This is a genomic window from Nannocystis bainbridge, from assembly GCF_028368995.1.
Classification (GTDB): Bacteria; Myxococcota_A; Polyangia; order Nannocystales; family Nannocystaceae; genus Nannocystis; species Nannocystis bainbridge.
Map to the genome: position 1 here is coordinate 1361577 of NZ_JAQNDL010000001.1, position 23924 is coordinate 1385500.

Genomic DNA, 23924 nt, shown 5'->3' on the forward strand with positions numbered 1-23924 from the left:
CGCATGCACACCCGCCCCGCCTGCACGGGCTGATTGCGCCGCATCATGACGCTCGACAACGCCGCGATCCCACGCGAGCACCGCCCCGCCTGCGCGGACGGATTGCGCCGCATCATGACGCTCGCCAACGCCGCGATCCCGCGCGAGCACCCGCCCCACCGATCGATCGCACCGCTCCACGGCACACTGACAGCGCATCGGGCGACCGTGCGAGCACTCGCCGCTTCATGACGGGATCGACAGCGCTCGCTCCGCAGATGCCCGCGGTCTCCGGAAAGCCGGGACGCGGGCGACCTCCGCGCAAGCACGCGCTCGAGCCCGCTGCGCACCCACCCCATCGGGAGCGCGCCCGCCTCCGCAGCGATCGCGTCCCGTCTGTCAGATGAGTGCACCCCTCCGGCTAACCTCGGGGGATGACCGCACGTCTGCCGCTCGCCCTCGTCACCGGGGCCAACCGGGGCCTCGGCCTCGAAGTTTGCCGCCAGCTCCGCGACCGGGGTTACCGCGTCATCCTCACCGCCCGCGACCCCGAGCGCGGGCGTGAGGCCGCCCGCGACCTCGGCGTCGAGTTCTTGCCGCTCGATGTCGGCGACTCTGCCAGCGTCGCCCGCCTGGTCGCCGAGCTGCGGCGGCTCGACCCCGAGGGCCTCGACGTCGTGGTCGCCAACGCCGGCGTCGCCCTCGACGGCTTCGACGCTCAGGTCGCGGCCACCACCGTCGACACCAATTACTTCGGCGTCCTGCGCGTGGTCGAGGGCGTGCTCCCGCTGCTGCGGCAGGACGCGCGCCTCGTGCTCGTCTCGAGCGGCGTCGGTCAGCGCGACCTCCTCTCCGCCGATCTGCGGGCCCGCCTCGACCTCGACACCCTCACGCGTGACGAGCTGTCCGCCTTCATGCAGCAGTTCGTCGACGACGTGCAGGCCGGCCGCCACCGCGAGGCCGGCTGGCCGGGCACCGCCTACGGCACCTCGAAGATCGGCGTCACCGCCCTGGCTCACCTGCTCGCGCGCGACCTCGCCGGCGACCCGCGCCACCTCGACATCGTCGCCGTGTGCCCCGGCTGGGTCCGCACCGCCATGGGCGGCCCCAACGCCGAGCGCACCGTCGAAGTCGGCGCCGCCAGCATCCTCGGCGGCCTCGAGGCCCCGCGCGACGACCCGCACCGCTTCTACCGCGACGGCGCCCACGCCAGCTGGTGACGCGCGCCGCCTCCGACACCGGCGAGCTCCCACCCTCGGCGTCGGACTCGAGCCGTGGCCGCCACGGACGGTACATGTCTCCCAGGACATGCCCCTTATCGCATGTCCATCACGACATGTCGCCGAGGACATGCCCCATGTCGCATGTCCTTCACGCCATGCGACCCGCCCTCACGCCGGCCGGTGCCCCGCCGCCGTGATCCCGGCCCACAGCCCTGGCCGGCGCGCGTGGCCGTGGTCGCCGGGCTTGAGGTCGTCGATCTCCGGCGTGCGCCAGATCAGCAGCACCGCGCCTGCCAGCCACAGCACCAGCGTGAACACCCCGACCCCGAGCTGCACCGCCAGGCCCGGGCCACCGCCGAGCAGCGCCGCCAGCCGGTCGCCGAGCAGCGCCGACAGCACGCTGCCGACCGGCATCGCCCCGAACATCGCCATGTTGAACAGCGCCAGCACCCGCCCGCGCATCGCGTCCGGGGTCAGCAGCTGGACCGACGTCATCAGGCTCGAGAAGGCCCAGATCCAAAAGAACCCCGACACCAGCAGGCACGCCGCCGCCCACGCCGGCTCGGTCAGCGCGCAGTAGATCGTCATCGAAGCGCCCGACATCAGCAGCGCCAGCGGGATGATGTGATGCCGCGGGTACCACGACGGAAGCCGGCCCAGCGACAGCCCGCCGAGCACCGCCCCCGCGCCGACCGCCGACAGCATCAGCCCGTAGGTCGCCTCCTCGGCGTGGTACACCTCCGACACGAACAGCGGCAGCATCCGCTGCAGCGGCGCCGCCAGCATGCTGAGCAGCAGCAGGCCCAGCATCACCCGACGCGCGCCGACGTGGTCGCGGACGAACCGCAGCGCCTCGCTGACCTCGCGCCACGGCGCGTGCGCGCCGGTGCTGGCCGGGGGCGCCGGCGCGGTCGAGCGCACCGCCCACAGCACGCCGACGAAGCTCAGGGCGTTGATCGTGAACAGCAGCGTCGCGCCCCACTTGGCCATCAGCAGCCCCGCCAGCGCCGGCCCGGCCACGCGCGCGAGGTTGAACTGCATGCCCATCAGCGCGATCGCCCGCGGCAGCTCCTCGCGCGGCACCAGCCGCGGGCTCAGCGTCTGCCACGCCGGCGTGTTGAACGCCATGGCGATCCCGTTGACCAGCCCGAGCCCGATCAGCACCGGCGGCGTGGCCCACCCGAACGCGTGCGCCACCGCCAGCAGCGCCGCGATCGCCATCATCACCACCTGCGTGATCAAGAGCATCTGCCGCCGGTCGACCCAGTCGACCAGCAGCCCCGCCGGCAGCCCGAGGATCAGCATCGGCCCCAGCTGCGCGGCCGCGAGCGCGCCGAGCATCAGCGTCGACGAGGTCTGTTCGGCCATGAGCCACTGGACGCCCACGCCCTCCATCCACGTGCCGATCGACGAGGCCATCGCCCCCAGCCAGACCCGGCGAAAGCCGACGTGGCGCATCACACCGCGCCACCGCAGGCGCGACACGTCGACGTCGACGCCGACGTGCGACGCGCTCGGATCGACCTGCAGGTGCTGGACCACGGCGCGAGCATAGCGCGTCGCCCGGGCCCGCGCCGCGGGGTCGCGCCGCATGAAGGTCCGGACATTCTTCACGCGCCCGCGCTGCGCCGCTCACCGCGTCCTCCGCGTCGTGGTCGCCGCCGCGGCGATGTGCCACGCTGTCCCTCCCAGGGTCCCCGGCGCCCGCGAAGCGCGCCGGACCGCGCAGCGGCTCACGCATTCACATGCCTCTTGCGACATGTCCGCCAGGCCAGCAGCGGCCCCGCTCCCGCCGCGGTATTTTCGATGTCTCTCCGGACATGTCCTTTCGACCAGCTACATGCTTGACCTCCGCCCGCCCGCGCAGCCGCCGATGACCCGCGCGTTCGCCCTGCTGCCGCTCCTCGCCGCCCTCGCCGCGCTGGCGGCCCCGCGCCCGGCGGGCGCCTGCGACTGCGCCCTGCTCGGCCCGACCTTTCACCCGCCGTACGTGCCCGAGGCGTTCGCCGCCGCCGTCACCACCACGGAGGAGGTCGCAGGCCTGACCTGCCGCCCGGCCCGGCGTGGCCGCCTCGCGTGCACGTGGAGCGCCCGCTACGTGCTGACCCGCGCCGGCGCGACCGACGTCCCGCTGACCTTCGCCTACCCGACCGGCGCCGACATCGTCGTCCGCCTCGGCGGCGACATCGTCGCCAGCTCGATCGCCGCCCTCGACCCGCGCTTCGGCGTCGGCCAGCGCGAGCTGTTCGTCACCTGGCCCGCGGGACAGGTGAATGACATCGTCGTCGAGGTCCGGGCCGACCTGCAGATCGGCCCGGCCGCGTGCGGCTGCGACGCCGGCAGGACCACCAACCGCCGCCGCCACCCGCTCGTCTCGCCGGCCGGGCTGCCCGACTACGCCGTCGACTACCGGCCGCAGCCCGGGCCCGAGAGCGTGCGCCTCAGCCTCGAGCTGCGCCGCCCGTGGCGCGAGCACCGGCCCGGCCTGTTCCCCGGCGGCGAGGGTCGCCGGATCACCCGCGACCTCCGCAAGGATGGCGACGAGCCCATCAAGCTCGCGTTCAAGACCCCGCTCCGCCTCGACCCTGGCGGCCCGATCGCCGGCGTCGGCCTCGGCTTCTCGCCCGAGGGCCTGCGCCCGCGCCTGCGCCTCGGCTGGGAGCTGGCGTGGCCGCAGATGTGGGTGCACAGCCTCGTGATCGAGACCGACGCCCGCGCCCGCGTGGCCGTGATCCCGGCGTGGGAGCTGACCTACCCCCGCGTGCCGCACCGGCTCGTGCCCGACAGCGGCGTCGGCGTCGGTGCGCCGATCCAGCTGGCCCCGCTCGCGCGCCCCGGCGTCCGCGTGTTCGCCCGCCTCGGCTGGCTGTGGTGCCACCTGCTCGGCACGTTCGACGTCTACCCCGCCTTCCGCGGCGCCCCGCCGGAGCGGCTCGGCTCGCTGATGCTGCAGTTCGGCCTGTGACCGCGAGGACATGCTCGATGGAGCATGTTCGATGGGACATGTCGCTTCGGACCTGCCCTTCGGGGCATGTCGTCCGTCGCCGCTCGCGACGACGCCCGTCGCACTCGGGGGAGTGTGACGGGCGCGATCGGGCCGTCAGGCCGCCGTCAGGCGTGGGCGGGGGGTCGGAATCCGCTCACTTGGAGCCGGCGCACTTGGCGTCGGCCTTGGAGATCCAGGTGTCGAGCTCGGCGTCCTTGAGGTCGTACTTCTTGACGGCCTTGTAGACCTGCTCGACCTGGTACTCGCAGATCAGCATCTTGTCGACCTGGGCCGGCAGGATCTTCTTGCCGAGGTCGACGTAGCAGCCCTTGGCGACCTCTTGCAGCTTGGCCTTGGCCCAGTCCGAGGTCAGCTTCTCGAGGTCCTCGACCGCCATGCTGCACTGGAAGGGCACCTCGTTGGTGTTGGCGTCGAGGTTCTTCTTGGCCTCGTCGAGCGCTTCCTTCGCGCGCTTGCCGGCCTCGACCTCCTTGCACAGGGCGTCGGCCTTGGTCTTCTCCTCGGGCGACACCTTCTCGGCGGTCGCCTGGAGGTCGAAGCACTTGCTGAGGCCGTCGCCGCCGCTGTCACGGACGCCCTCGAGCTCCTTGATGGCCGCGTCGATCGACTTCTTGAACAGGTCGCCGCACAGCTTCTTGACCTCTTCGTCCTTGATGTCGCTGTACTTGCAGGACGACAGGGCGTCTTCCATCTTCTCGCCGGTCTTGAGCGCGCCCTCGACTTCCTTCTTGATGCGAATGGCCTGCTTCTTGTCGCTCAGCTCCTGCTGGCACTTCTTGTACTCGTCGCAGGCGCTCTTCTTGGCGCACTCGAGGTCGGCCTTCTCCTCCTCGGGGTCGCGGTCCTTCTTCTCGCGACAGTCCTTCATCACGAGGTCCTTCAGGCCCTCGACGAGCGCCTTCTCCTCGGGCGAGGCACACTCCACGGCCTTGTTGAAGACCGTCGAGCAGTAGTCGCCGCCGCCGCAGCCGGAGGTGGAGGACATGCCGAGACCGAAGGCCACCAGGCCCGAGGCGAAAAACATGCGATTGAACGTGTTCATGGAGAGTCCGTGGGGTCTTTCGTGCTGGTTGGGTCCGTGAATTCGCAGTGCGCGGCGGCGAAAGTCCAAACCTGGGGGGGCGAGATCAATTCGACGTACGGCCTTTGTTCAGGGCGAATTCGCGCTGCGCAAGTACCATATTTGCGCCGCCGAGACAACTCCGGCCCTCCGCCCCCGAGCCGGCTCACCCTCCCCGGAGGACCGCGTGGATGTCGTCAACGGGCGGCCTTGTTCGCCGCCGGCTCGCCTGGCTTCCAGGCCACGTCGTGGCGGACGCCGACGTACGACGGGAAGCGCGGCACCCCGCCGTCCGACAGCTCTTGATAGCGGAACGTGACGATCGTGCCGACCAGGGGCGGGTCGTTGCGCTCGGCGTCCGACAGGCCGGTGCCGAGAGCGAAGCGCGTGCCGTTCCGCAGCTCGACCAGCAGCGCGCCGAGCCGCCCCTTGTGCTTGCCCGTGCCCGGCTGATGGCCGACCACCCTCGCCTCGTCGTCGTGGAACGACTTGACCTTGAGCAGCGTGTGCGAGCGACCGACCTCGTAGCGCGAGCCGGGCCGGCGCAACATCAGCCCCTCGCCGCCGAGCGCTTCCACCCGCATAAGCTCACGCTGCAGGTGCTCCGTGCCCGTACAGATCTCGTGCGCGAGCGCGCTGGCGAACCCCGGACGGCGCCGCTCGAGCTCCGCGTGGTAGTGGCGCATCCGCGCCTCGAAGTCGCCCTCGTGGCCGGGCGCGTCGAACACCAGGAACCGCACCTGCCGCCACGCCTCGCCGCCGTCCTGGCGCCGCACCACGCTCACCGTGCGCTGGAACGCCTTGCGGTCGAGCCACAGCTCGCCGTCGAGGGTGAACTCCGGCAGCCCCTCCGTGAACCACGCCGGCGCGTGATAGACGTTGCCGAGCCGCGACACGAACCGCTTGCCGTCCCAGTACGCGCGCACGCCGTCGAGCTTCTCGCTCATCCACCAGCCGGCCGGGTCGACCTCGGGGTCGTACACGTGCGCCAGCAGCAGCGGCGGCGCCTGCTCGCCGGCCGCCTCGCCGTCGCTCGAGCTGGTCTTCGGGCCAGCCTTGCTGGCCTTCGGGACAGCCGACCCGGTCGCCCCGCTCGCCCCCGCCGGCGCCCCGATCCGCGCCAGCTCGACCGCCTCGCCGCGCAGCCCCTTGAGGTGCTTGCACGTGCGCTTGTCGATCGGCCCGCCCACGTTGCGCCACGCCGGGCAGCTGCACGAGAACACCCCGCCGACGTTCTTCAACACGTACGGCTTGGCGCCGGAGCCCTTCACCTCGACCGAGTCCCCATCTGCAAGATCGGGCATGTCCCATCCTTCGCCTTCGCGGCCGGCCGAGACTACCCGCTCGCGGCGATCCGCGGCAGATCGCGCCGCGCTCGCGCGCGCGATCGAAATCGAGCGCTACGGCGTCAACAGCTCGAGCATCTTCGGCGCCAGCTGATCGCCGCTGAGCAGCGCGCGCTGCAGCACCAGCACCTGGATCCGCGGCGGCGGGCGGCCGCACACCCGGAACGCTCTGGCCATGATCGCGCGCTCGCCCTGGCGCACCCGCCCGTCGAGGATGCACGCGATCACCAGCGTGTGCAGGGCCGCCTTCTGCTCGGCGGGCAGGAGCCGGCGCAGGCACTCGATGAAGCGCGGCACGTCGTCGAGCGCCTCCGCGTCTGTCTCACCGATCCTGTCCTTCAGGTCATCCAGCATCTCGATCAGGTTGGGGTGGAAGTCGCGCGAGCGGACCACCGCGCTGCCGATCGCCCGCATCAGCGCCTCGCGCAGCCCCGGCGACGGCTCGGGGTGCGGCGCCAGCACGAAGCCCAGCAGCTCGTTGGCCGCCGACGGCCCGATCGCCCGCAGCCGCGCCTCTCGCAGCGCCCGGCGGCACACCAGCGCGTCCCACAGCGCCGTGATCGGCACGGCGACGAACGGGATCCAGGCCCGCAGCGCCGCGCGGCCGAAGATCCGCGTCAGCAGCGTGCGCGCGATGAACTTCGTCAGGCTGACCTTGGCCTTGTAGACCAGCGTCGCCATCAAGATCCGCAGGCGCGACGCCTCGCGCCGCGGATCGATGCCGAACATCGGCCGCGGCGGGTTCGGGATCTCGAGCGCCGCGCGGGCCAGCACCGCGGCGAAGATCTCGTCCTCGTCGTCCACCATGTCGCCGACGTGACGGACCACGTCCTGCCCGACCTCCTTGGCGCGGAACAGCGGCAGCCCGGCCGCGGCCGCCAGCTGATGCACCGAGTCGATCGCGTTCCAGTAGATCAGCGACAGCTCGATCACCACCAGCGGCAGCACGGCCAGCAGCGTGAGCACCAGGAACTCGATCCACGCCCACCAGCTCGCGTTGCCCGGATCGTCGCCGAGCAGCGGCTGCAGGGCGACGTTGGCGACCGCCCCGAGGCCGGCGCAGATGGCCCCGACCAGCCCGGCCCGGCCGACCGCGACGTACTCGATGCGCCGCAGCTCCCGCCGCTCGTCGGGGTTGAGGAAGTGAATGGCGTCGCGGGAGTCGGGGCGCACCGCCTTGCCCGCGCGGCGCTTGAAGTACCGCACGGCGAGCGCCTCGACCACGCGCCGCTTCTGCGTCACAGGCCCGGGATGCTAGCGCATCCGCGGCGGCCCTGTCGGCGCGCTGGCGCTCACGGCAGCGTCAGATCGACCTTCTTGGCCAGGATCGTCTTCGCCAGCGAGCGCAGGGCCGCCTCGCGCTCGGTCGCCACGCGCAGGCGCTCGGACAGCACCTCGATGACCGCCAGGCCGATGTCGCCGCTCTCGCGCACGATCTTGCGGAACCGGTCCGCCCCCAGCATCAGCGCTCGCACCGGCTCGTCGGTGGCGAACACCCCGGCCGTGCGCGCCGACTGGCTCAACACCGCGACCTCCCCGCACACGTCGCCGGGCTTGAGGCGATTGATGACGGCGCCGTCACGCACCACCTCGACCGTGCCCTCGAGCAGGATGCAGAGCGCGTCGCCCGGCGCCCCCTGCTCGAACACCGGCTGCAGCGGCGCGAACGCGACCTCGTGGCAGGCCTCCGCGATCGGCAGCAGCGCCGCCGTCGGCACCGCGTTGAACAGGCTGATCCGGCGCAGGAACATGATGCGGCCGATCAGCGTGCGCAGCCCGGTCGGCGCGCGCGACTCGTCGATCTCCTCCTCCTCGCCGCCGCACAGCGTGCTGACCACGTTGAGCCACGGGTCGTCGGTCGCCGGCCCGGGCCGCTGCAGGTCCGACGTCGAGATCGGCGACAGCGCGCGCGAGCGGGTCAGGCGTCGGCCCGCGCGCACGATCCCGCCGAAGCACTTCTGGCTCAGCGTCAGCAGCAGCTCCATCGCCGCCTCGCGGGTCGGCCCCTCCGTCGGCGTCGACGACGGGTAAAGGCGCATGAACACCCGCCAGTACAGGTCGCCGCCGACGTCGCGCAGGCTGTCGACGTCGCTGTCGCTCTCGAGCCCGCGCAGGATCAGCTGCGTCGCGTCGCGGTAGACCGCCAGCAGCTCGCGGCGCAGGTCGGCCAGCCGCGGCTCGTCCATCAACGCCGTGCGCAGCTCCTCGCCCTCGTCGCGCGGGCGGCCGGCCAGCCAGTCGTCGCACTCCTCCTCGAGCGGCCGCAGGCGATCGAGCAGCAGGTGGGCCGCGTCGAGCGAGCGGCGGGCCAGCTCCGACCGGCGCATGCGCTCGCGCGAGCCCTCGAGGTACGCGTCGAGGTCGGCCAGCAGCTCGACCACCGAGCCGTAGCGGTGCTCGCGGTTCTTGCTCAGCGCCCGGCGGCAGATGTCCTCGACGCCCGGCGGGATCGGCCGGTTCGGCGCGCGCTTCGACGGCAGCTCGACCTGCTCGACCATCACCCGCATCAGCACCTCCTTCGCGTTGGCGCCCTGGAAGGGCTGCGTCAGCGTGAGGATCTCGTACAGGATCACCCCCAGCGACCAGATGTCGCTGCGCACGTCGAGGTCGTGGCCCGCCTTGGTGATCTGCTCCGGCGCCATGTACTCGGGCGTCCCGGCGTGCATGTGCGCCCGCGCCTGCCGGCGCCCCTGCGGCCCCAGCACCTGCGCCAGGCCCCAGTCGACCAGCACCACCTCGCCATACTCGCCGATCAGCACGTTCTCCGGCTTGAGGTCGCAGTGCAGCACCCCGCGCGCGTGGGCGTAGGCGACCGCGCGGCACAGCTCGATGAAGCAGCCGAGCAGGCGGTACATGCCGAACGCGTGTGTCGTCGCCGGATCGCCCTCGTGCAGCGCGTCGATGATCTGCGACAGCGGCCGCCCGGTCAGCCGCTTCATCGTGTAGTAGAGCCCCAGCGTCGGGCTGCAGCCGAGGTCGTAGGCCGGCACGATGTTGGGGTGCTCGAGCCCGCCGGTGATGATCGCCTCCTCGACGAACGCCTGCACCCGCACCGGGTCGTTGACGTGGTTCGGCGACAGCACCTTGACCGCCACCGTGCGCCGCATGCTGCGGTCGGCCCCCAGGTAGACCACCCCGCCGCCGCCGCGACCGAGTTGGTCGCCGACGGCGTAGCGGCCGTCACCCGTGCCGTCGATCGGCGGCCCGAGCTCGTCGAGGCCCGGGCTCACCTGCGGCTCGACCTCGATGTCGCGGAGGTAGCGGACGATCTGCGGCTCGGTCCCGGTCACCGCGGGGCGGAGCTCCGCCATGACCGGCTCGTCCTCCTCGTGGTCCGGCTTGTCCCACGGCCATCGCTTCGTCCCGCTCATGCGCGGACAGCAGCATAACAAAGGACGCGGGAGCGCGATCGCGCCCGCACGTCTGCGGGGTCGCCACCACCACCGGAGCGCGGGTCACTCCATGCGGACCGTCTCGCCTTCGCCGCCGGGTCCGCGACCTCCGCTGCGCGCGCTGTCGATCCGCCATCGCGGCTCACCGCGCGGCGGCAGATCCAGCACTCACCCCAGCGACGGCGTCAGCGCGCCCGTCGCTCACGCCAGGAACGGCGCCAGCGTGCGGCCCAGCCCCGGGGCGGCGAGGCGCACGTGGGCCTCGGCCGAGTCGCGCAGGCGGTCGTACGTCTTGCGCAGCGGGCCGCTGGCCTTGGCCGCGCGGCGGTCGGTGACGGTCAGCAGCGCCTGGGCCACGCGAGGCGCCTCTGTGGTCATGTGCGCGGCGAACACCCCGGGCAGCGGCGCGCCGTCGCGGGCGGCCTGCTCGCGGCTCTCGACGTAGAACGGCTCGAGCGCCGCCCCGAACTCGGGCAGCAGGCGGTCGACGACATCGGACACCATCGACGGGCGGATCGCCGCGACCAGCTTGTAACCGGCCTTGATGGCCAGGGCCGACAGCCCGGTCTTGCTCTTCACCTCGGCGTCGACCAGCGAGGCGCACGCGCGGACCACCTGCGGACGAACCTCTTCACGGGTGAAAATCTCGACTAAGGTGGCCATGGGCACGGTTTATGGCCGATTTCCCGCGGCCGCGCAAGCCGACCTGCGGCGCGCGTCCGGCTCGCCGCGAGGCCCGCAAACTCTTCTGCGATCTTCTCCGCGAAGATCCACGCGCTCTTCCCCACGCGCTCTTCCCCACGCGATGGCAAAGCCGCTGCTTTCCGCACACGACTCCACGAAACTGCCTCGCCTTGCCCGCCGGCGCCACGGCGCCCGGCGCGGCCGGATTCACGGAGGGCGCGAGTGTGCCAAGATGCACGCGCGTGCCGTCCCCCCCGAACTCCGCCGCACCGTTCGTCCGCGGCCTCGCGCTCGCATGCCTCGCGCTGACCGGCGCGTGCGGCCGCGACGACGCGCGTCACGAGCCGCCGACTCGCCCCGCCATGACCACGCTCCCCACGTCCAAGCCCCTGCTCCCGCTCGAGGAGGCCGCCGCCTATCCGCTGCCCGGCGTCGTCGGCCCGCAGGCGATCAGCTTCACCCCTGACGGTCGCGCCCTCGCCTACTTGCGCAGCCCCGAGCGCAGCCTCGTGCGCCAGCTCTACCGCCGCGACCTGCGGACCGGCGAAGAGACCCTGCTCGTCGCTCCGCCCGGCGGCGGCGCGACCGAGGCCAACCTCTCGCTCGAGGAGAAGCTGCGGCGCGAGCGGCTGCGCCAGCGCGAGCTCGGCGTCACCTCGTACGCGTGGGCCGAGGACGGCGACACCATGCTCGTCCCGCTCACCGGCAAGATCTACGTCAAGCGGCCCGAGGACAGCGAGCTGCGGCTGCTCGTCGATCCCGGCCCCGGCGGCCCGCCGGCGCTCGACGCCAAGCTCTCGCCCGACGGCAAGCGCGTCGCCTACGTCCACGACGACGAGCTGTACGTCGTCGAAGTCGCCGGCGGCGCCCCCAAGCAGCTCACCACCGGCGCGCGCGGGACCGGCAAGACGAACGGCCTCGCCGAGTACATCGCCCAGGAGGAAATGCACCGCAGCCACGGCTTCTGGTGGTCCGACGACGGCAAGCAGCTCGCGTTCGTCGAGGTCGACGAGACGCACATCCCGATCTACCGCATCGTCCACCAGGGCAAGGATCAGGTCGGCGACGGCGCGCAGGAGGATCACCGCTACCCGTTCGCCGGCAGCCCCAACGCGCGCGTGCGCCTCGGCGTGGTCCCGGTCGCCGGCGGCCGCGTCACCTGGATGGACCTCGGCGCGTTCGAGTACCTCGCCCGCGTCCAGTGGTTCCCCGACGGCAGCCTCACCGCCCAGTTGCAGGACCGCGGCCAGCAGCACCTCCGCCTGGTCCGCCTCGACCCGCGCACCGGCAAGGCCACCGACCTGCTCGAAGAGACAGGTACGCCCTGGTACAACCTCCACGACGACCTGCGCCCGCTCGACAAGGGCGTCGGCGAGCTGGCCGGCGCCTTCGTGTGGTCGAGCGAGCGGACCGGCTTCCGCCAGCTCGAGCTGCGCGCCGGCGACGGCCGGCTGATCCGCGAGCTGACCTCCGGGACATGGCCGATCGACCATGTCGTGACCGTCGACGAGGATCGCGGCCGGGTCTACTTCACCGGCTGGCGCGACCGCCCCACCGAGCAGCACCTGTTCATGGTCCCGCTGGCGGGCGGCGAGGTCGTCCAGCTGACGCACGAGCCCGGGGTCCACGGCGTCGTGATCGACCGGGCCAAGCGGCGCTTCGTCGACGCGCACAGCAGCCTGCAGCACCCGACCCGGCTGTCGCTGCGCAGCCTCGACGACGGCAAGCTGATCGAGGAGCTGCCCGGCGAGGACGACCCGCGCCTGGCCGGCCTCGATCTGCCGCCGCCCGAGCTCGTCAGCTTCCGCAACCGCCACGGCGACGAGCTGTGGGCCGCCGTCTACCGACCTGACCCTTCGGCCATCCGCGCCGACGCCCGCGGCGCCCCGGTCCCCGCCGGTCCGCCCTACCCCACGCTGGTGTCCGTCTACGGCGGCCCGCACGCCCAGCGGGTCGTCGACACCTGGGGCAGCACCGTCGACATGCGGGCCCAGGCGCTGCGCAGCCGCGGCTACCTCGTCCTCAAGATCGACAACCGCGGCAGCGCCCGCCGCGGCCTCGCCTTCGAGGGCGCCATCCACCGCGACCTCGGCCGCGCCGAGCTCGAGGATCAGGTCGACGGCGTGCGCCACTTCGCCGGCCTCGGCCTCGTCGATCCGGCCCGCGTCGGCATCTACGGCTGGAGCTACGGCGGTTACCTCGCGGCGATGGCGATGGTGCGTCACCCCGACGTGTTCCGCCTCGCCGTCGCCGGCGCCCCCGTCACCAGCTGGGACGGCTACGACACCCACTACACCGAGCGCTACATGGGCACGCCGGCCGACAACGCCGACGGCTATCGCGACAGCAGCGTCATGGCCCACGCCGGCGAGCTGCGCGGCGCCTTGATGCTGGTCCACGGCCTCATCGACGAGAACGTCCACTTCCGTCACACCTCGCGGCTCATCGGCGCCCTCATCCGCGCGCGCAAGGCCTACGAGCTGCTGCTGTTCCCCGACGAGCGGCACATGCCGCGCGGCCTCGAGGACCGCGTGCACATGGAGGAGCAGATCCTCGCGTTCATGCAGAAGCACCTCGGATGAAGTACGTCCTCAAGTCGAGCGCCCCGACGCGCCAGCCCTTCGATCTTTCGCGCGAGCTCAACCCCCAGCAGCTCGCGGTCGTCGAGGCCGATCCGGGCGAGATCCTCGTGCTCGCCGGCGCCGGCACCGGCAAGACCCGCACGCTCACCTACCGCGTCGCCCGCCTGGTCGCCGGCGGCTGCCACCCCGAGCGGATCCTCCTGTGCACATTCACCAATCGCGCCGCGCGCGAGATGGTCGCGCGGGTCGAATCGCTGCTCGGCGTCGAGATGCGGCGCTGCTCGGCCGGCACCTTCCACCACGTCGGCAACCGGATCCTCCGCCGCTACGGCGCCGCGATCGGCCTCTCGCCCGACTTCGGCATCCTCGACCCCGAGGACGCGCGGACCCTGCTCAGCGCCGTGGTCGCGGAGTTCGGCCTGCAGACATTGACCGCGCGCCGGTTCCCGCAGCCCAAGGTGCTCGCCAACCTGATCAGCCTGGCCGCCAACACCCGCAAGCCGCTGCTGCAGGTGGTCGAGGAGCACGGCCTGCGCCTGCTCGACCAGGCCGTCATGGTCGAGGAGGTCGCGGTCCGCTTCGCCGAGCGCAAGCGCCACATGAACGTGTGCGACTTCGACGATCTGCTGATCCACTGGCTGCGCCTGCTCGAGGACCCGCGGCTGACCGAGGTCGCCGCGCTGGTCCGCTCGGCCTACGACCACGTGCTCGTCGACGAGTACCAGGACGTGAGCGCGATCCAGGGCGCGCTGGTCGACGCCATGGCCAAGGAGCACGGCAGCCTGGTGTGCGTCGGCGACGACGCCCAGTCGATCTACGGCTTCCGCGGCGCCGACTTCGCCCAGATCGCCGAGTTCCGCGGCCGCCACACCCAGGCCCGGCTGTATCCGCTGACCATCAATTACCGCTCGACGCCCGAGGTGCTCGCGCTCGCCAATCGCAGCATCGCCCGCAACGTCAAGCAGTACCCCAAGGAATTGGTGGCGGTGAAAAAATCAGGGCCGAAGCCGGCCGTGATCCCGCTGCGCGACGTGTTCCAGCAGGCCGAGTTCATCGCCCAGCGCGTGCTCGAGCTGCACCACGAGTACGACATGCCGCTGTCGCGCATGGCCGTGCTCTACCGCAACCACTCGCACAGCCTCGAGCTGCAGGTCGAGCTGACGCGGCGGCAGATCCCCTACACCGTGCGCAGCGGCCTCCGCTTCTTCGAGCAGGCCCACATCAAGGACGTCGTCGCCTACCTGCGCGCGCGCCAGAACCCGCAGGACAGCCTGTCGTGGATCCGTCTGCTGCGCCTGTGGCCGGGCGTCGGCGCGCAGACGGCCGAGCAGCTGGCGGTGCTCCTGGCCAAAGAGACAGCCGCGGGCGCCGCCTCGGCCGGGCAGGTGCTGGCCGACCAGGCCGGCCAGGCGCGCGGGCGGGCCAAGCCGGCGCTCGAGCGGCTGGCCGAGCTGTGGACGATCCTCGAGAACCCCGATCTGCGCAGCCCCGGCGCGATGATCCGCGAGGTCGTCGCCCGCCACTACGGCGAATACACCGACCGCAACTTCCCCAACGCCGCCGCGCGCAAGGACGACCTCGAGCACCTCGCCGGCTACGCCGAGCGCTACGACGGCGCCAACGAGTTCCTCAGCGAGCTCGCCCTGGTCCAGGGCATGAGCGCCGAGAACGTGCTCGGCGCCGAGGAGCCCGACGACATGTTGGTGCTGTCGACGGTGCACCAGGCCAAGGGCCTCGAGTGGCCGATCTGCTTCGTGCTGTGGCTGGCCGAGGGCCGCTTCCCGATGGCCACCGCCGTGCGCGACCCGGCCGATCTCGAGGAGGAGCGGCGCCTGTTCTACGTCGCGGCCACCCGCGCCGCCGACGAGCTGTACTGCTGTTATCCGGTGATCGAGGAGAACCGCGACGGGCCGTCGCACATCATGCGCCCGAGCCGCTTCCTGGTCGAGATCGATCACAACCCGGCGGTGTTCGAGCGCTGGCAGATCGAAGAGTCGCCGGCGACCGGCTGACCTCGCGCGGATGGCGGCGCGGACATGCTCCCGGGAGCATGTCCGATCGCACATGCTCCTTCGGACACACCGAAGATTTGCCGCTCGCTGTGCGGCCGATCTGCCGTGGCGCTCGCCGCAATTATTGCCGGCGGACCGGGCAATCGTCGGTCACGACATTTCGGCCGGTCGGTCGCCGGGCACGAAAAAAGGCCGCCCCGGACGGGAGCGGCCTTTTTGTTCGCTGCGTGCGACCCTCGCGGGTCGGACGGCCTACAGGTCGTAGGGGCGAACGGTGCTGCGGTTGTTGCTCTTGCAGCGCTCGATCGCGGCGCCGAGGAGCTCGTGGACCTTGTCGGACACGGCCTGGATCAGCTCACCATCGCTGCGGAGACCCGCGTCGCGGATGACGTCCTTGACCTTGCTGCCGACGACGAGGATTTCCTTGGGTGCCTTGTTCTTGGTTGCCATTGTTGGGTTCTTTCGCTCGTACGTCCGTGGGGACGAGAATGTGGAGGAGGTCGCGGTAGATCGGAGAAGCCCGACCTCGTTGCTCGGCAAGGACCATAATCCGGAACATCTGCTCTGCAAAGGCAAATTTGCAGCGTAGGAGCCAACTTTTTTCGGGGAGGGCCAGCGGGGAGGGGGTAGCGGCCCGTGTACCTTAGGTCTGACGGACTAGTCGGGCCCGCCGATCGCACCGACGCTGCCGCGGATGCGACCCCGCTAAAGCGGCGATATTCCATGAATCTGGCCTCTAAGCGCCGCCGCGGCCGCCGAATTGCTCGACGTCGGCGCGGCGCATGTCGATGCTGCGAGCAGAGTCCGATCTCCCTGAAGCCCGCGTCACAACCTGCGAGGTGCAGAAGATCGCATCTGCCCGCAGCGGTGACGATCGCCGGCCGGGTCACTCGCAGCTGCGTCGCTCCTTCCTTTAAGAGGAAGCAGCGAGGTCCTCGCAGGCGAGCGACCATGCGGACAGCAGCGCGGCTGCACGGGGGCCAGTGGCCGCGGCGAACAGAGATCTGCGGTCCGCCGACGGACGCGAAAGCGTGATCGCCAGGTGGTCCGCGGGCGGCGAACGCCACCGAGATCCCCACTCGACGATCATCGCCGTCCCGCGCTCGAGGCTCGGCTGTTCGGCCGCTTCGCCGAGCGCACCGGACTCGAGCAGCAGCTCCTCGAGGTCGAGGGAATCGAACCCTGCGCCGCCGCCGAGGCCCTCGTCGTCGTCGCCGCCGAGGCGGAACAGATCGACGTGGACGAGGCTGGGGCCGCGGCCGTGGTGGACCATGCACAGGGTGAAGGTCGGGCTCTGGACCCGACCGGGATGAGACACGCCGAGCCCGACGGCGATCGCACGGGTGAGCGTCGTCTTGCCTGCGCCCATGGGGCCGTGGAGCAGCACCACGTCGCCCGCTCGCAGACTCGCACCGAGCGCGCGCCCGCGCAGCGCCATCGCCTCCTGGTCGAGGTCGGTCATTTCCCGCGATCGTGGGGCGCCTTCGGCGTCCGCGCCCGTATTCGTCGGCCCTGCGCTCACGCCGCGAGTGTACACGCCGCGCGTCGCCCGGGCGGCCTTGTGCGCCGCGAAACTCCGGTGGTACAGGGCTGGTCCGATGCTCGCAGTGGGCTCTCGTCTCCTCCGCCGCGCCGCCGCGTGCGCCCTCGTCGGCGCCGTCGCGTGCGAGCCGGGGCCGCCGCCGGAGCGGCGGGTGGCCGAGCCCGTCGACCCCTTGCGACCGCTCGACGTCCGCGGCCCCATCCCCGCCGGCATCAAGCTCGCCGACTACGTCCTCGACGCCAGCCTCGACGCCGAGAAACACACCGTCACCGGCACCGCGCGGATCACCTGGCGCAACAGCACCCGCGCCCCCGTCGACGCGCTGGTGCTCCACCTCTATATGAACGGCTTCCGCGCCGAGGACACCGCGTGGATGGCCGAGGCCCGCGGCTCGCACCGCGGCGCGCGGCAGGACAAGGGCGAGGGCAAGTGGGGCTACATCGACGTCCGCGCCGCTCGCCTGCTCGCGCAGGGACCGAGCGCCGACTTCAAGGCGCCCGAGCAGCGCGACGCTGCCGCCACCCCACTCACCCTCGTCGAGGGCGCCGACCCCAGCCTCGGCTCGCTCGCCTTGCCGCGCCCGGTCGGCCCTGACGAGACCATCACCGTCGAGCTCGACTTCTTCACCCAGCTGCCGCGGGTGTTCGCGCGCACCGGCTACGACGGCGAGTTCCACATGGTCGGCCAGTGGTACCCCAAGCTGGCGGTGCGCCACGAGGGCGGCTGGCAGGCCCACGTCTTCACGCTTCACAGCGAGTTCTACGCCGACTTCGGCGACTACGACGTCCACCTGGATGTCCCCGAGGACATGGTCGTCGGGGCATCCGGCGTGCTGGTCGAGGAGCGGCCGCCGGAGGGCGGGCGCAAGCGGCTGCGGTACCGCGCCGACACCGTGCACGACTTCGCCTGGGCCGCCTCGCCCGACTTCCTCGAGTACGGTGATACCTGGCGCGACGTCAGGATCCGCCAGCTCGTCCCGCGCGCGCTCGCGGGCGACGTGCAGCGCCACCTCGACGCCCAGGTCGCCGCGCTCGAGAGCATGGACGCTCGCTTCGGGCCCTACCCGTGGTCGACGATCACCATCGTCCACCCGCCGGAGTCCGCCGGCGGCGCCCAGGGCATGGAGTACCCGACCTTCTTCACCACCTCCGACATCCTGCGCGTGCCGCTGCCGCTGCGCCTGCTCGGCATCCACGAGCTGCTCACCGGCGAGTTCACCACCATCCACGAGTTCGGCCACCAGTATTTCCAGGGCCTGCTCGCCTCCGACGAGGCGACCCAGCCGTGGCTCGACGAGGGCATCAACTCGTTCTCCAACACCCTCGCGCTCGACGACTGGCTCGGCGACGACGCCACCATCGCCCGCATCGGCAACCAGCGCGTGTCGACCATCGACATGATCCGCGTCGCCCTGCAGACCGCCGCCGAGCTCGACCCCGTCGACCGCCGCGCCGAGGACTACCGCGACTTCACCGGCACCTTCGGCGGCACCGTCTACCGCAAGACCGCCGCCGTGTTCCACACCCTGCGCGCGCTGGTCGGCCCCGAGAAATTCGACCGCGCCTTCCGCATTTACTGCGACACCTGGCGCTTCCGTCACCCGACCGGCGCCGACCTGCGGGCCGCGCTCCTGCGTGAGATCGGCCCCAAGGTCAGGATCTCCGACACAGGTCCCGACGGCCAGCCGGTCGACCTCGACGTCGCCGACTACCTGGCCCAGGCGATCGAGACCACCGCCTCGGTCGATTTCGCCGTCACCCGGGTCGCCAACCGCCGGGCCGTCGGCGACGCCGGCTGGCGCCGCGGCCAGGACGGCGCGCTCGCGCTGATCGAGCCCGAGCCCGCGCCCGAGGGCGAGGAGCTGGGCGACGAGGCCAGCGAGGGCTTCGCGCTGATCGTGCGCGAGGGCGAGTTCCGCGTCCCGGTCGAGATCGAGTTCGCGTTCAAGGGCGGCGCGCGCGAGCGGCTGTGGTGGGACGGCCAGGCCCGCTACCGCGTGTTCACCTTCCCCGGCAAGAAGCTCGCCGGCGTGGCGATCGACCCCGACGACAAGCTCCTGCTCGAGGGCGAGCGGCTCGACAACCGCGTGCGCGGCCCGGGCCAGCGCACCCCCGACGGCCTCAGCGATCCGGTCGCCCGCTTCCACGAGGCCATGGACCTCGCGGTGCTCGGAGGTCTCGGCCTGTGAACGCGCTGCGCCGCGTGCTCCGCGTCCCCGGCCTGTGGCTGGGCCTGTGCGCCCTCCAGCTCGGCCTCGCCTGGGGCCTGGCCCAGCCGGTCGCCGGGGCCGTGCGCGCCGCCATGGGCGGGCGCGTGTGGACCGACCCGCACCGCCTGATCGCCGCCCTCGCCGAGCTGCTGGTCCAGAACCCCGCCATCCTCACCGTGTTCGTCGCCGCCGCCATCACCAGCGGCTTGCTCGGCGCCGCGATCGCCCTGCTCGTGCGCGGCGGCGTGCTGCTGCGCCTGGGCGACGCCAGCGACCGGGGCACCCGCGCGTGGGCCGAGTTCGGCCGCGCCAGCCTCGGCAACCTGCCCGTGCTGGCGCTGATCGGCCTCTACGGCCTGGTCCTGCGCGTCGTCCTCAGCTTCGTCGCCAACGCCCTGGCCGGCGCGCACGCCCTCGTCGAGTTGGTCGTGCTCGTGCTCCTCCTGACCTTTGCGACCTGCGCCGGCGACCTCGCGGCCGCCCGCCGGGTCCTCCGCGGCGAGCGCGGCGTCCACCCGCGCGAGTACCTGCGCGCCTGCGCCGACGTGGCCAGGAGCCCGCGCCTGTGGCTCGCCTCCGGCGCCCTCACCCTCGCCCGCTGGGCCATCGCCGGCGCCATCGTCGTGATCGCCGTGCACGGCAGCGGCGAGGCCTGGGCGTCCTGGTCCGCCCGCGGCCTCGCCTGCGTCGCCGTGTTCCTGGCGCTGTGGCGGGTCGCCGTCGCCGTCGAGGCCAGCCGGCGCGACTGATCCGCGGCTGCCTCTCGGGACAGCATCACCTGTCCCCCGGTACACATTTTTAAACATGTCCCAAGGGACATGTCTCGAGGGACGCATCTATAAAAAATGTCCCGAGGGACATGTCTCGCAGGACATCCTTGCTCCGGCCCGAGCGGCCGCCCCGGCGCTCCGGCGCTGTGGCTCGCGCCGATCGCCGTTCCCTCGCAGCACCGGCCCCGCCCGCCGTGGTACGATGCCGGCGAATGTCCATGCGCAGGATCTCCTGGTTGTTCGCCCTGGTCGCCTGCGGTCCTGCGGCCCAAGCTCCGGCCGGCCCTGCGCCGGCTCCGGAGGCGAACGTCGCCGTCGTCCCCGAAACGCCCGCCGCAGCGGGCAGCGTCACCGGCCGCCTCCGGGCCCACGACGGCAGCCCGCTGCGCGCCGGCGAGTTCGCGCTGATCCGCAACGGCTTCATGAAGCCGGCCGCGCGCGGCCCTCTGGGCGAGGACGGCAGCTTCCGCGTCGAGATCGAGCCCGGCATGTACATCCTCGCCGTCTCTGCCGTCGACCACGCCCAGCTCGTGCAGGCGCTGCAGGTCACCGGCCCCGTCGAGGTCACGGGCAACCTCGGCACCTACGCGCGGCCCGAGCCTGGTGCGTCGCTGCAGGTCCACTTGCAGTGGCAGGACGCCGCCGGCGCGCAGCTGGGCGCCGAATCACGGACCGCGCCGCGCGGCCCTGCCGGCGCCTATCGCCTCGACCTCTCGGGCCGCCCGCCCCGCGCCGCCAGGCTGCGCTACCAGCTCGACAGCGGGACCGGCCGCACCTACAACGGCCCGCTCGCCGACCGCCACGAGAGCGACGGCGGCGGCGATTTTTGGTCGGTCGTCGACCTCGTCGGCCAGAGCGCGCTCGAGCTCGACCTCGCCAGGCTGCCGCCCGCGGACCGGCCCGCGCAGCTCGAGTGGCGCGGCGAGCCGTCCGGCATGCGCGCCCTCCGGCTCTTCCGCGACGCCTGGCAGCCCCGCGTCTCCGCGCTGCAGCAGAGCATGACGCACCAGGACGGCAAGCTGCTCGTCCCGGACGCGACCTGGCGGGCGACCATGGCCGCGCTCGCCGCCGAGGCGCTCGCCGAGGCCGACGCCGCCGCCGACGACGACACCCGCCTGCTGCTCCGCCTCGCCCACCTCGATCTGTTCACCGGCCACGACGACCACGCCGACGCCCGCGCCCGCGCCGACTGGCTGCTCGCGCGCGTCGATCCGCTCGACCGACGGCTCAGCGCGTTCTGGAACCTGACCAACCTCCTGTCCCGCGTCCTCGACACCGCCGACGAGACCTTCGCCGCGCGCGCCGAGGCGTGGCTGGCCCGCGCCGCCGCCCAGGAGGACGCCGGGACCGCCCTCGACGCCCTCTCGCTGCTCCTCTACCGCGCCCGCGACCGCGGCCTCGACGACCGCGTCGCCGAGCTGTACGCCAGCGCCCGCGAGCCGCGGTTCGAGGGCACCTTCACCGCCAAGTACCTCGCCGAGCAGTTCGACCCCGACCGCGCCCTGCAGCGCGGCAAGCCGCTGCCCGAGTTTCGCTTCCCCGCCCTCGACGTCGGCGCCCCCGCGGTGTCCCAGGCCGACCGTCGCGGCAAGCTCTACTTCATCGAGTTCTGGGCCACCTGGTGCGGCCCCTGCGTCGCCGACATGCCCGACATCCACGCCGCCTACGCGGCGATCAACGGCGCCGCGCCCGGCCCCGGCCCCGACGGCCTGCACAAGCTCGGCGCCGTCGCCCAGCCGCGGATCGAGTTCGTGTTCGTCTCCTTCGACCAGGGCCCCGGCGTCGTCCAGGACTTCCGCGCCCAGCACTGGTCGATGCCGTGGACGCACGCGTTCGTCGGCCTCGCCGGCGAGCGCGAGGTCATGGCTCGCTTCGGCTTCTCCGGCGTGCCCACCGGCGTCCTCGTCGACGAGGAGGGCAAGATCCTCGAGCTCGGCGCCGACCTCCGCGGCGAGAGGCTGCGGCCCACGCTCGAGCGCGCGCTGGCCCGCGCCCCCCGCCCGATCTGACCGCGATAACATGCCCCGTAAGACATGTCCTTCAGGACATTCTCAAAAGGACATGTCTTTAAAGTCATCCGCTGTCAGGGCCGCGACGGCGCCCGCGTCGCGGTAGACCGCCCGCCGCCGCGACCGCCGCCACGCCGCCGCGGACCCGGCGAGCGCACGTCCGCCTGACTGCGGCCCGGCGCGCCGCGTCGGCAGCAGCGCGGCGGTCAGCCCGCCGGCGTCGGCCTCTTCGGGAGCGCCGCCTGCCGGGTGCTACGCTCGAGCCTCGCGGATCCACGGTGCGCGAGCGCTGCGCCCTCGGAGCGGGGCTTTGTCGTGACTCTCGAAACCACCCAGGGCGACCGCTTCGCGCAAGCGCTCCTCGCCGGCGATCATCCGGCCGCGAACGCCTGCGCGCGCGAGGCGTTCACGCGCGGGGTCGACTATTTGTACGAGGACGTCGTGAAGCCCGCGCTGGCGCGGATCGGCGAGATGTGGGCGCGCAACCAGATCACGATCGCCGAGCAGCACGTGGCCACCGCGCTCGCGCAGTCGGTGCTCGGCGCGCTGTACCCCGAGTTCCCGTGGCCGCCGCCCGGGCCGCCGGCGATCATCGCCTGCGTCGCGGGCGAGCTCCACGAGCTGGGCGCGCGCATGGTCGCCGACCTGCTGACGCTCGACGGCTGGGACGGCATGTTCCTCGGCGCCGACGTCTCTGACGCCGCGCTGCTCGAACGGGTCGCGCAGACACGCCCGGCCCTGGTCGTGCTCTCGGTGACGATGGTCCCGGGTCGCCGCGGGCTCGCCCCGCTCGTCGCCAGCTTGCAGCGCCTGACCCCGGCGCCCAAGCTGCTCGTCGGCGGCGCGGGCATGCTCGGCAAGGAGGACCTCGATCTGCCGCCCGGCGCCGGCGCGGTGCTGTCGTCGGCGCGCGCCGCCGTCGAGTGGGCGCGGAGGTGGAAACCATGAGCGACGGCTCGCTGCTCACCGCCCTGCTCGCCCAGCCTCACGGCCTCGTCGTGCTCCACCTCGTCGACGGCGAGATCGTCGCCGCCAGCCCCGCCGTGCGCGCGCTGCTCGGCCCGTGCGCGTGCGGCGGCGCCCGCATGGAGGCGCTCGTCGCCACGGCCTCGGCGCCCAAGCTCGCCGCCGCGCTGGCCGCCGCCACCGCTGCCGTGTTCGAGCTGCAGGTGGTGTGCGACGCCGGCGACGCGCGGCCGCTGCGGTTCCTGGTCGTGCCGCTGCAGCCGCGCGAGCACCTCCTCGTCGCCGCCCCGCTCGACCCGCGGTACGGCGTCGACCTCGAGCGGCGGCTGCTCGCCAGCCACGGCGAGCTGGCCAACCTCACCCGCGACCTCAGCCGCCGCGCCGTCGAGATCGAGGCCGCGCGGGCCGGGCTCGAGGCGCTGGGCGCGTTGCGCGACGACTTCATGGCCGCGATGGCCCACGACCTGCGCGCCCCGCTGACGACGATCGGCCTGCAGGCCGAGATGCTGACGCGCGGCGCCGATCGTCCGTCGGCGGCCGAGGTCGCCCGGCGCGGCGGACTCATCGCCCGCAACGTCGCGCGCATGGACGCCCTGATGACCCGGGTCCTGGAGGCCGCGCGGCTGGGCGGCGGCGTCGTCGCGCTCGAGCGGCGCCGCGTCTCGCTGGTCGACCTCGCCCACGACGCCATGGAGGCCGTCCAGGGCGCCGCCGAGCGGGCCCGCCTCACCCTCGAGCTGCGCTGCCGCGCCGCCGACCCGTGGCTCGTCGTCGACGGCGTGCGGGTCGGCCAGGTCCTCGGCAACGTGCTCGAGAACTCGGTGCGCCACGCCCCGCCCGCCAGCACCATCATCGTGGCGATCACCGAAGAGCCCGCGCGCCTGCGCTGCACCGTGTGCGACCAGGGCCCCGGCGTCCCGCCCGGCCTGCGCGACCAGATCTTCGAGCGCTTCGGCCGCGGCGAGCACGCCGGCATGGCCGGCCTCGGGCTCTACATCGCCCGCAAGATCGCCCGGCTCCACGGCGGCGACCTGTGGGTCGAGGACGTCACGCCCGTCGGCGCCGCCTTCGTGCTCGAGCTGCCGCGCGCCCCTTCGGACATGCCCTCGGGGACATAAACCATGGGACATGCCCGATCGGGC

At 72.6% G+C, this 23924-nt stretch carries 18 protein-coding genes; 10 read left to right on the plus strand and 8 right to left on the minus strand.

Annotated elements, in window-relative coordinates; genetic code table 11:
• Positions 1–45: 45 nt before the first annotated feature.
• Both POL25_RS05385 and POL25_RS05390 read left to right on the plus strand, forming a co-directional pair.
• Positions 46–231 (plus strand): hypothetical protein, encoded by a 186-nt coding sequence (locus tag POL25_RS05385; protein ID WP_272084758.1) that lies wholly within the window; start codon positions 46–48, stop codon positions 229–231.
• 182 nt (positions 232–413) lie between these two features.
• Positions 414–1199: an SDR family NAD(P)-dependent oxidoreductase gene (locus tag POL25_RS05390; RefSeq protein ID WP_272084759.1), complete on the plus strand. Its 786-nt coding sequence runs from the start codon at positions 414–416 to the stop codon at positions 1197–1199.
• A 171-nt stretch (positions 1200–1370) separates the two neighbouring features.
• On the opposite strand, the gene POL25_RS05395 is transcribed toward POL25_RS05390, so the two are convergent.
• Positions 1371–2744 carry an MFS transporter gene (locus POL25_RS05395; RefSeq protein ID WP_272084760.1) on the minus strand — a complete coding sequence of 458 codons (1374 nt, stop codon included), beginning with the start codon at positions 2742–2744 and terminating at the stop codon, positions 1371–1373.
• A gap of 298 nt (positions 2745–3042) precedes the next feature.
• Here POL25_RS05395 and POL25_RS05400 point away from each other — a divergent pair, with 298 nt between their 5' ends.
• Entirely contained in the window at positions 3043–4167 is a 1125-nt protein-coding gene (locus POL25_RS05400; protein WP_272084761.1) for a hypothetical protein, read from the plus strand.
• A gap of 175 nt (positions 4168–4342) precedes the next feature.
• Here POL25_RS05400 and POL25_RS05405 read toward each other — a convergent pair whose 3' ends face one another.
• From POL25_RS05405 to POL25_RS05425, 5 genes are all read right to left on the minus strand, one after another.
• On the minus strand, positions 4343–5251 hold the full coding sequence (locus tag POL25_RS05405) for a hypothetical protein (RefSeq protein ID WP_272084762.1): 909 nt from the start codon (positions 5249–5251) through the stop codon (positions 4343–4345).
• A 215-nt stretch (positions 5252–5466) separates the two neighbouring features.
• Positions 5467–6573, minus strand: coding sequence for a DNA ligase (locus POL25_RS05410; RefSeq protein ID WP_272084763.1), 1107 nt, complete (start codon positions 6571–6573; stop codon positions 5467–5469).
• A 96-nt stretch (positions 6574–6669) separates the two neighbouring features.
• Positions 6670–7857 (minus strand): LBF_2804 family protein, encoded by a 1188-nt coding sequence (locus POL25_RS05415; RefSeq protein ID WP_272084764.1) that lies wholly within the window; start codon positions 7855–7857, stop codon positions 6670–6672.
• 50 nt (positions 7858–7907) lie between these two features.
• Positions 7908–9986 carry a serine/threonine-protein kinase gene (locus POL25_RS05420; RefSeq protein WP_272084765.1) on the minus strand — a complete coding sequence of 693 codons (2079 nt, stop codon included), beginning with the start codon at positions 9984–9986 and terminating at the stop codon, positions 7908–7910.
• 222 nt (positions 9987–10208) lie between these two features.
• On the minus strand, positions 10209–10670 hold the full coding sequence (locus tag POL25_RS05425) for a DUF6918 family protein (protein WP_272084766.1): 462 nt from the start codon (positions 10668–10670) through the stop codon (positions 10209–10211).
• A gap of 383 nt (positions 10671–11053) precedes the next feature.
• On the opposite strand from POL25_RS05425, the gene POL25_RS05430 reads away from it, so the two are divergent.
• Positions 11054–13273 (plus strand): S9 family peptidase, encoded by a 2220-nt coding sequence (locus POL25_RS05430; protein WP_272084767.1) that lies wholly within the window; start codon positions 11054–11056, stop codon positions 13271–13273.
• Positions 13270–15285 (plus strand): ATP-dependent helicase, encoded by a 2016-nt coding sequence (locus POL25_RS05435; protein WP_272084768.1) that lies wholly within the window; start codon positions 13270–13272, stop codon positions 15283–15285. Before POL25_RS05430 ends, POL25_RS05435 begins: the two co-directional genes overlap by 4 nt.
• Before the next feature lie 252 nt (positions 15286–15537).
• Here POL25_RS05435 and POL25_RS05440 read toward each other — a convergent pair whose 3' ends face one another.
• Together POL25_RS05440 and POL25_RS05445 are read right to left on the minus strand one after the other, a co-directional pair.
• Positions 15538–15735, minus strand: a complete 198-nt coding sequence (locus tag POL25_RS05440; RefSeq protein ID WP_096326703.1) for a hypothetical protein — start codon at positions 15733–15735, stop codon at positions 15538–15540.
• A gap of 463 nt (positions 15736–16198) precedes the next feature.
• Positions 16199–16747, minus strand: a complete 549-nt coding sequence (locus POL25_RS05445) for a tRNA (adenosine(37)-N6)-threonylcarbamoyltransferase complex ATPase subunit type 1 TsaE (RefSeq protein WP_272084769.1) — start codon at positions 16745–16747, stop codon at positions 16199–16201.
• A gap of 136 nt (positions 16748–16883) precedes the next feature.
• Between POL25_RS05445 and POL25_RS05450 the strand changes: the two genes are divergently transcribed.
• From POL25_RS05450 to POL25_RS05470, 5 genes are all read left to right on the plus strand, one after another.
• On the plus strand, positions 16884–19016 hold the full coding sequence (locus tag POL25_RS05450) for a M1 family metallopeptidase (protein WP_272084770.1): 2133 nt from the start codon (positions 16884–16886) through the stop codon (positions 19014–19016).
• Positions 19013–19786, plus strand: a complete 774-nt coding sequence (locus POL25_RS05455; protein WP_272084771.1) for a hypothetical protein — start codon at positions 19013–19015, stop codon at positions 19784–19786. The genes POL25_RS05450 and POL25_RS05455 overlap by 4 nt, the downstream gene beginning before the upstream one ends.
• 239 nt (positions 19787–20025) lie before the next feature.
• Positions 20026–21816 (plus strand): TlpA family protein disulfide reductase, encoded by a 1791-nt coding sequence (locus POL25_RS05460; RefSeq protein WP_272084772.1) that lies wholly within the window; start codon positions 20026–20028, stop codon positions 21814–21816.
• A 315-nt stretch (positions 21817–22131) separates the two neighbouring features.
• Positions 22132–22764, plus strand: a complete 633-nt coding sequence (locus tag POL25_RS05465) for a cobalamin B12-binding domain-containing protein (RefSeq protein ID WP_272084773.1) — start codon at positions 22132–22134, stop codon at positions 22762–22764.
• Positions 22761–23900: a sensor histidine kinase gene (locus POL25_RS05470; RefSeq protein WP_272084774.1), complete on the plus strand. Its 1140-nt coding sequence runs from the start codon at positions 22761–22763 to the stop codon at positions 23898–23900. Before POL25_RS05465 ends, POL25_RS05470 begins: the two co-directional genes overlap by 4 nt.
• The last annotated feature ends 24 nt before the right edge of the window (positions 23901–23924 follow it).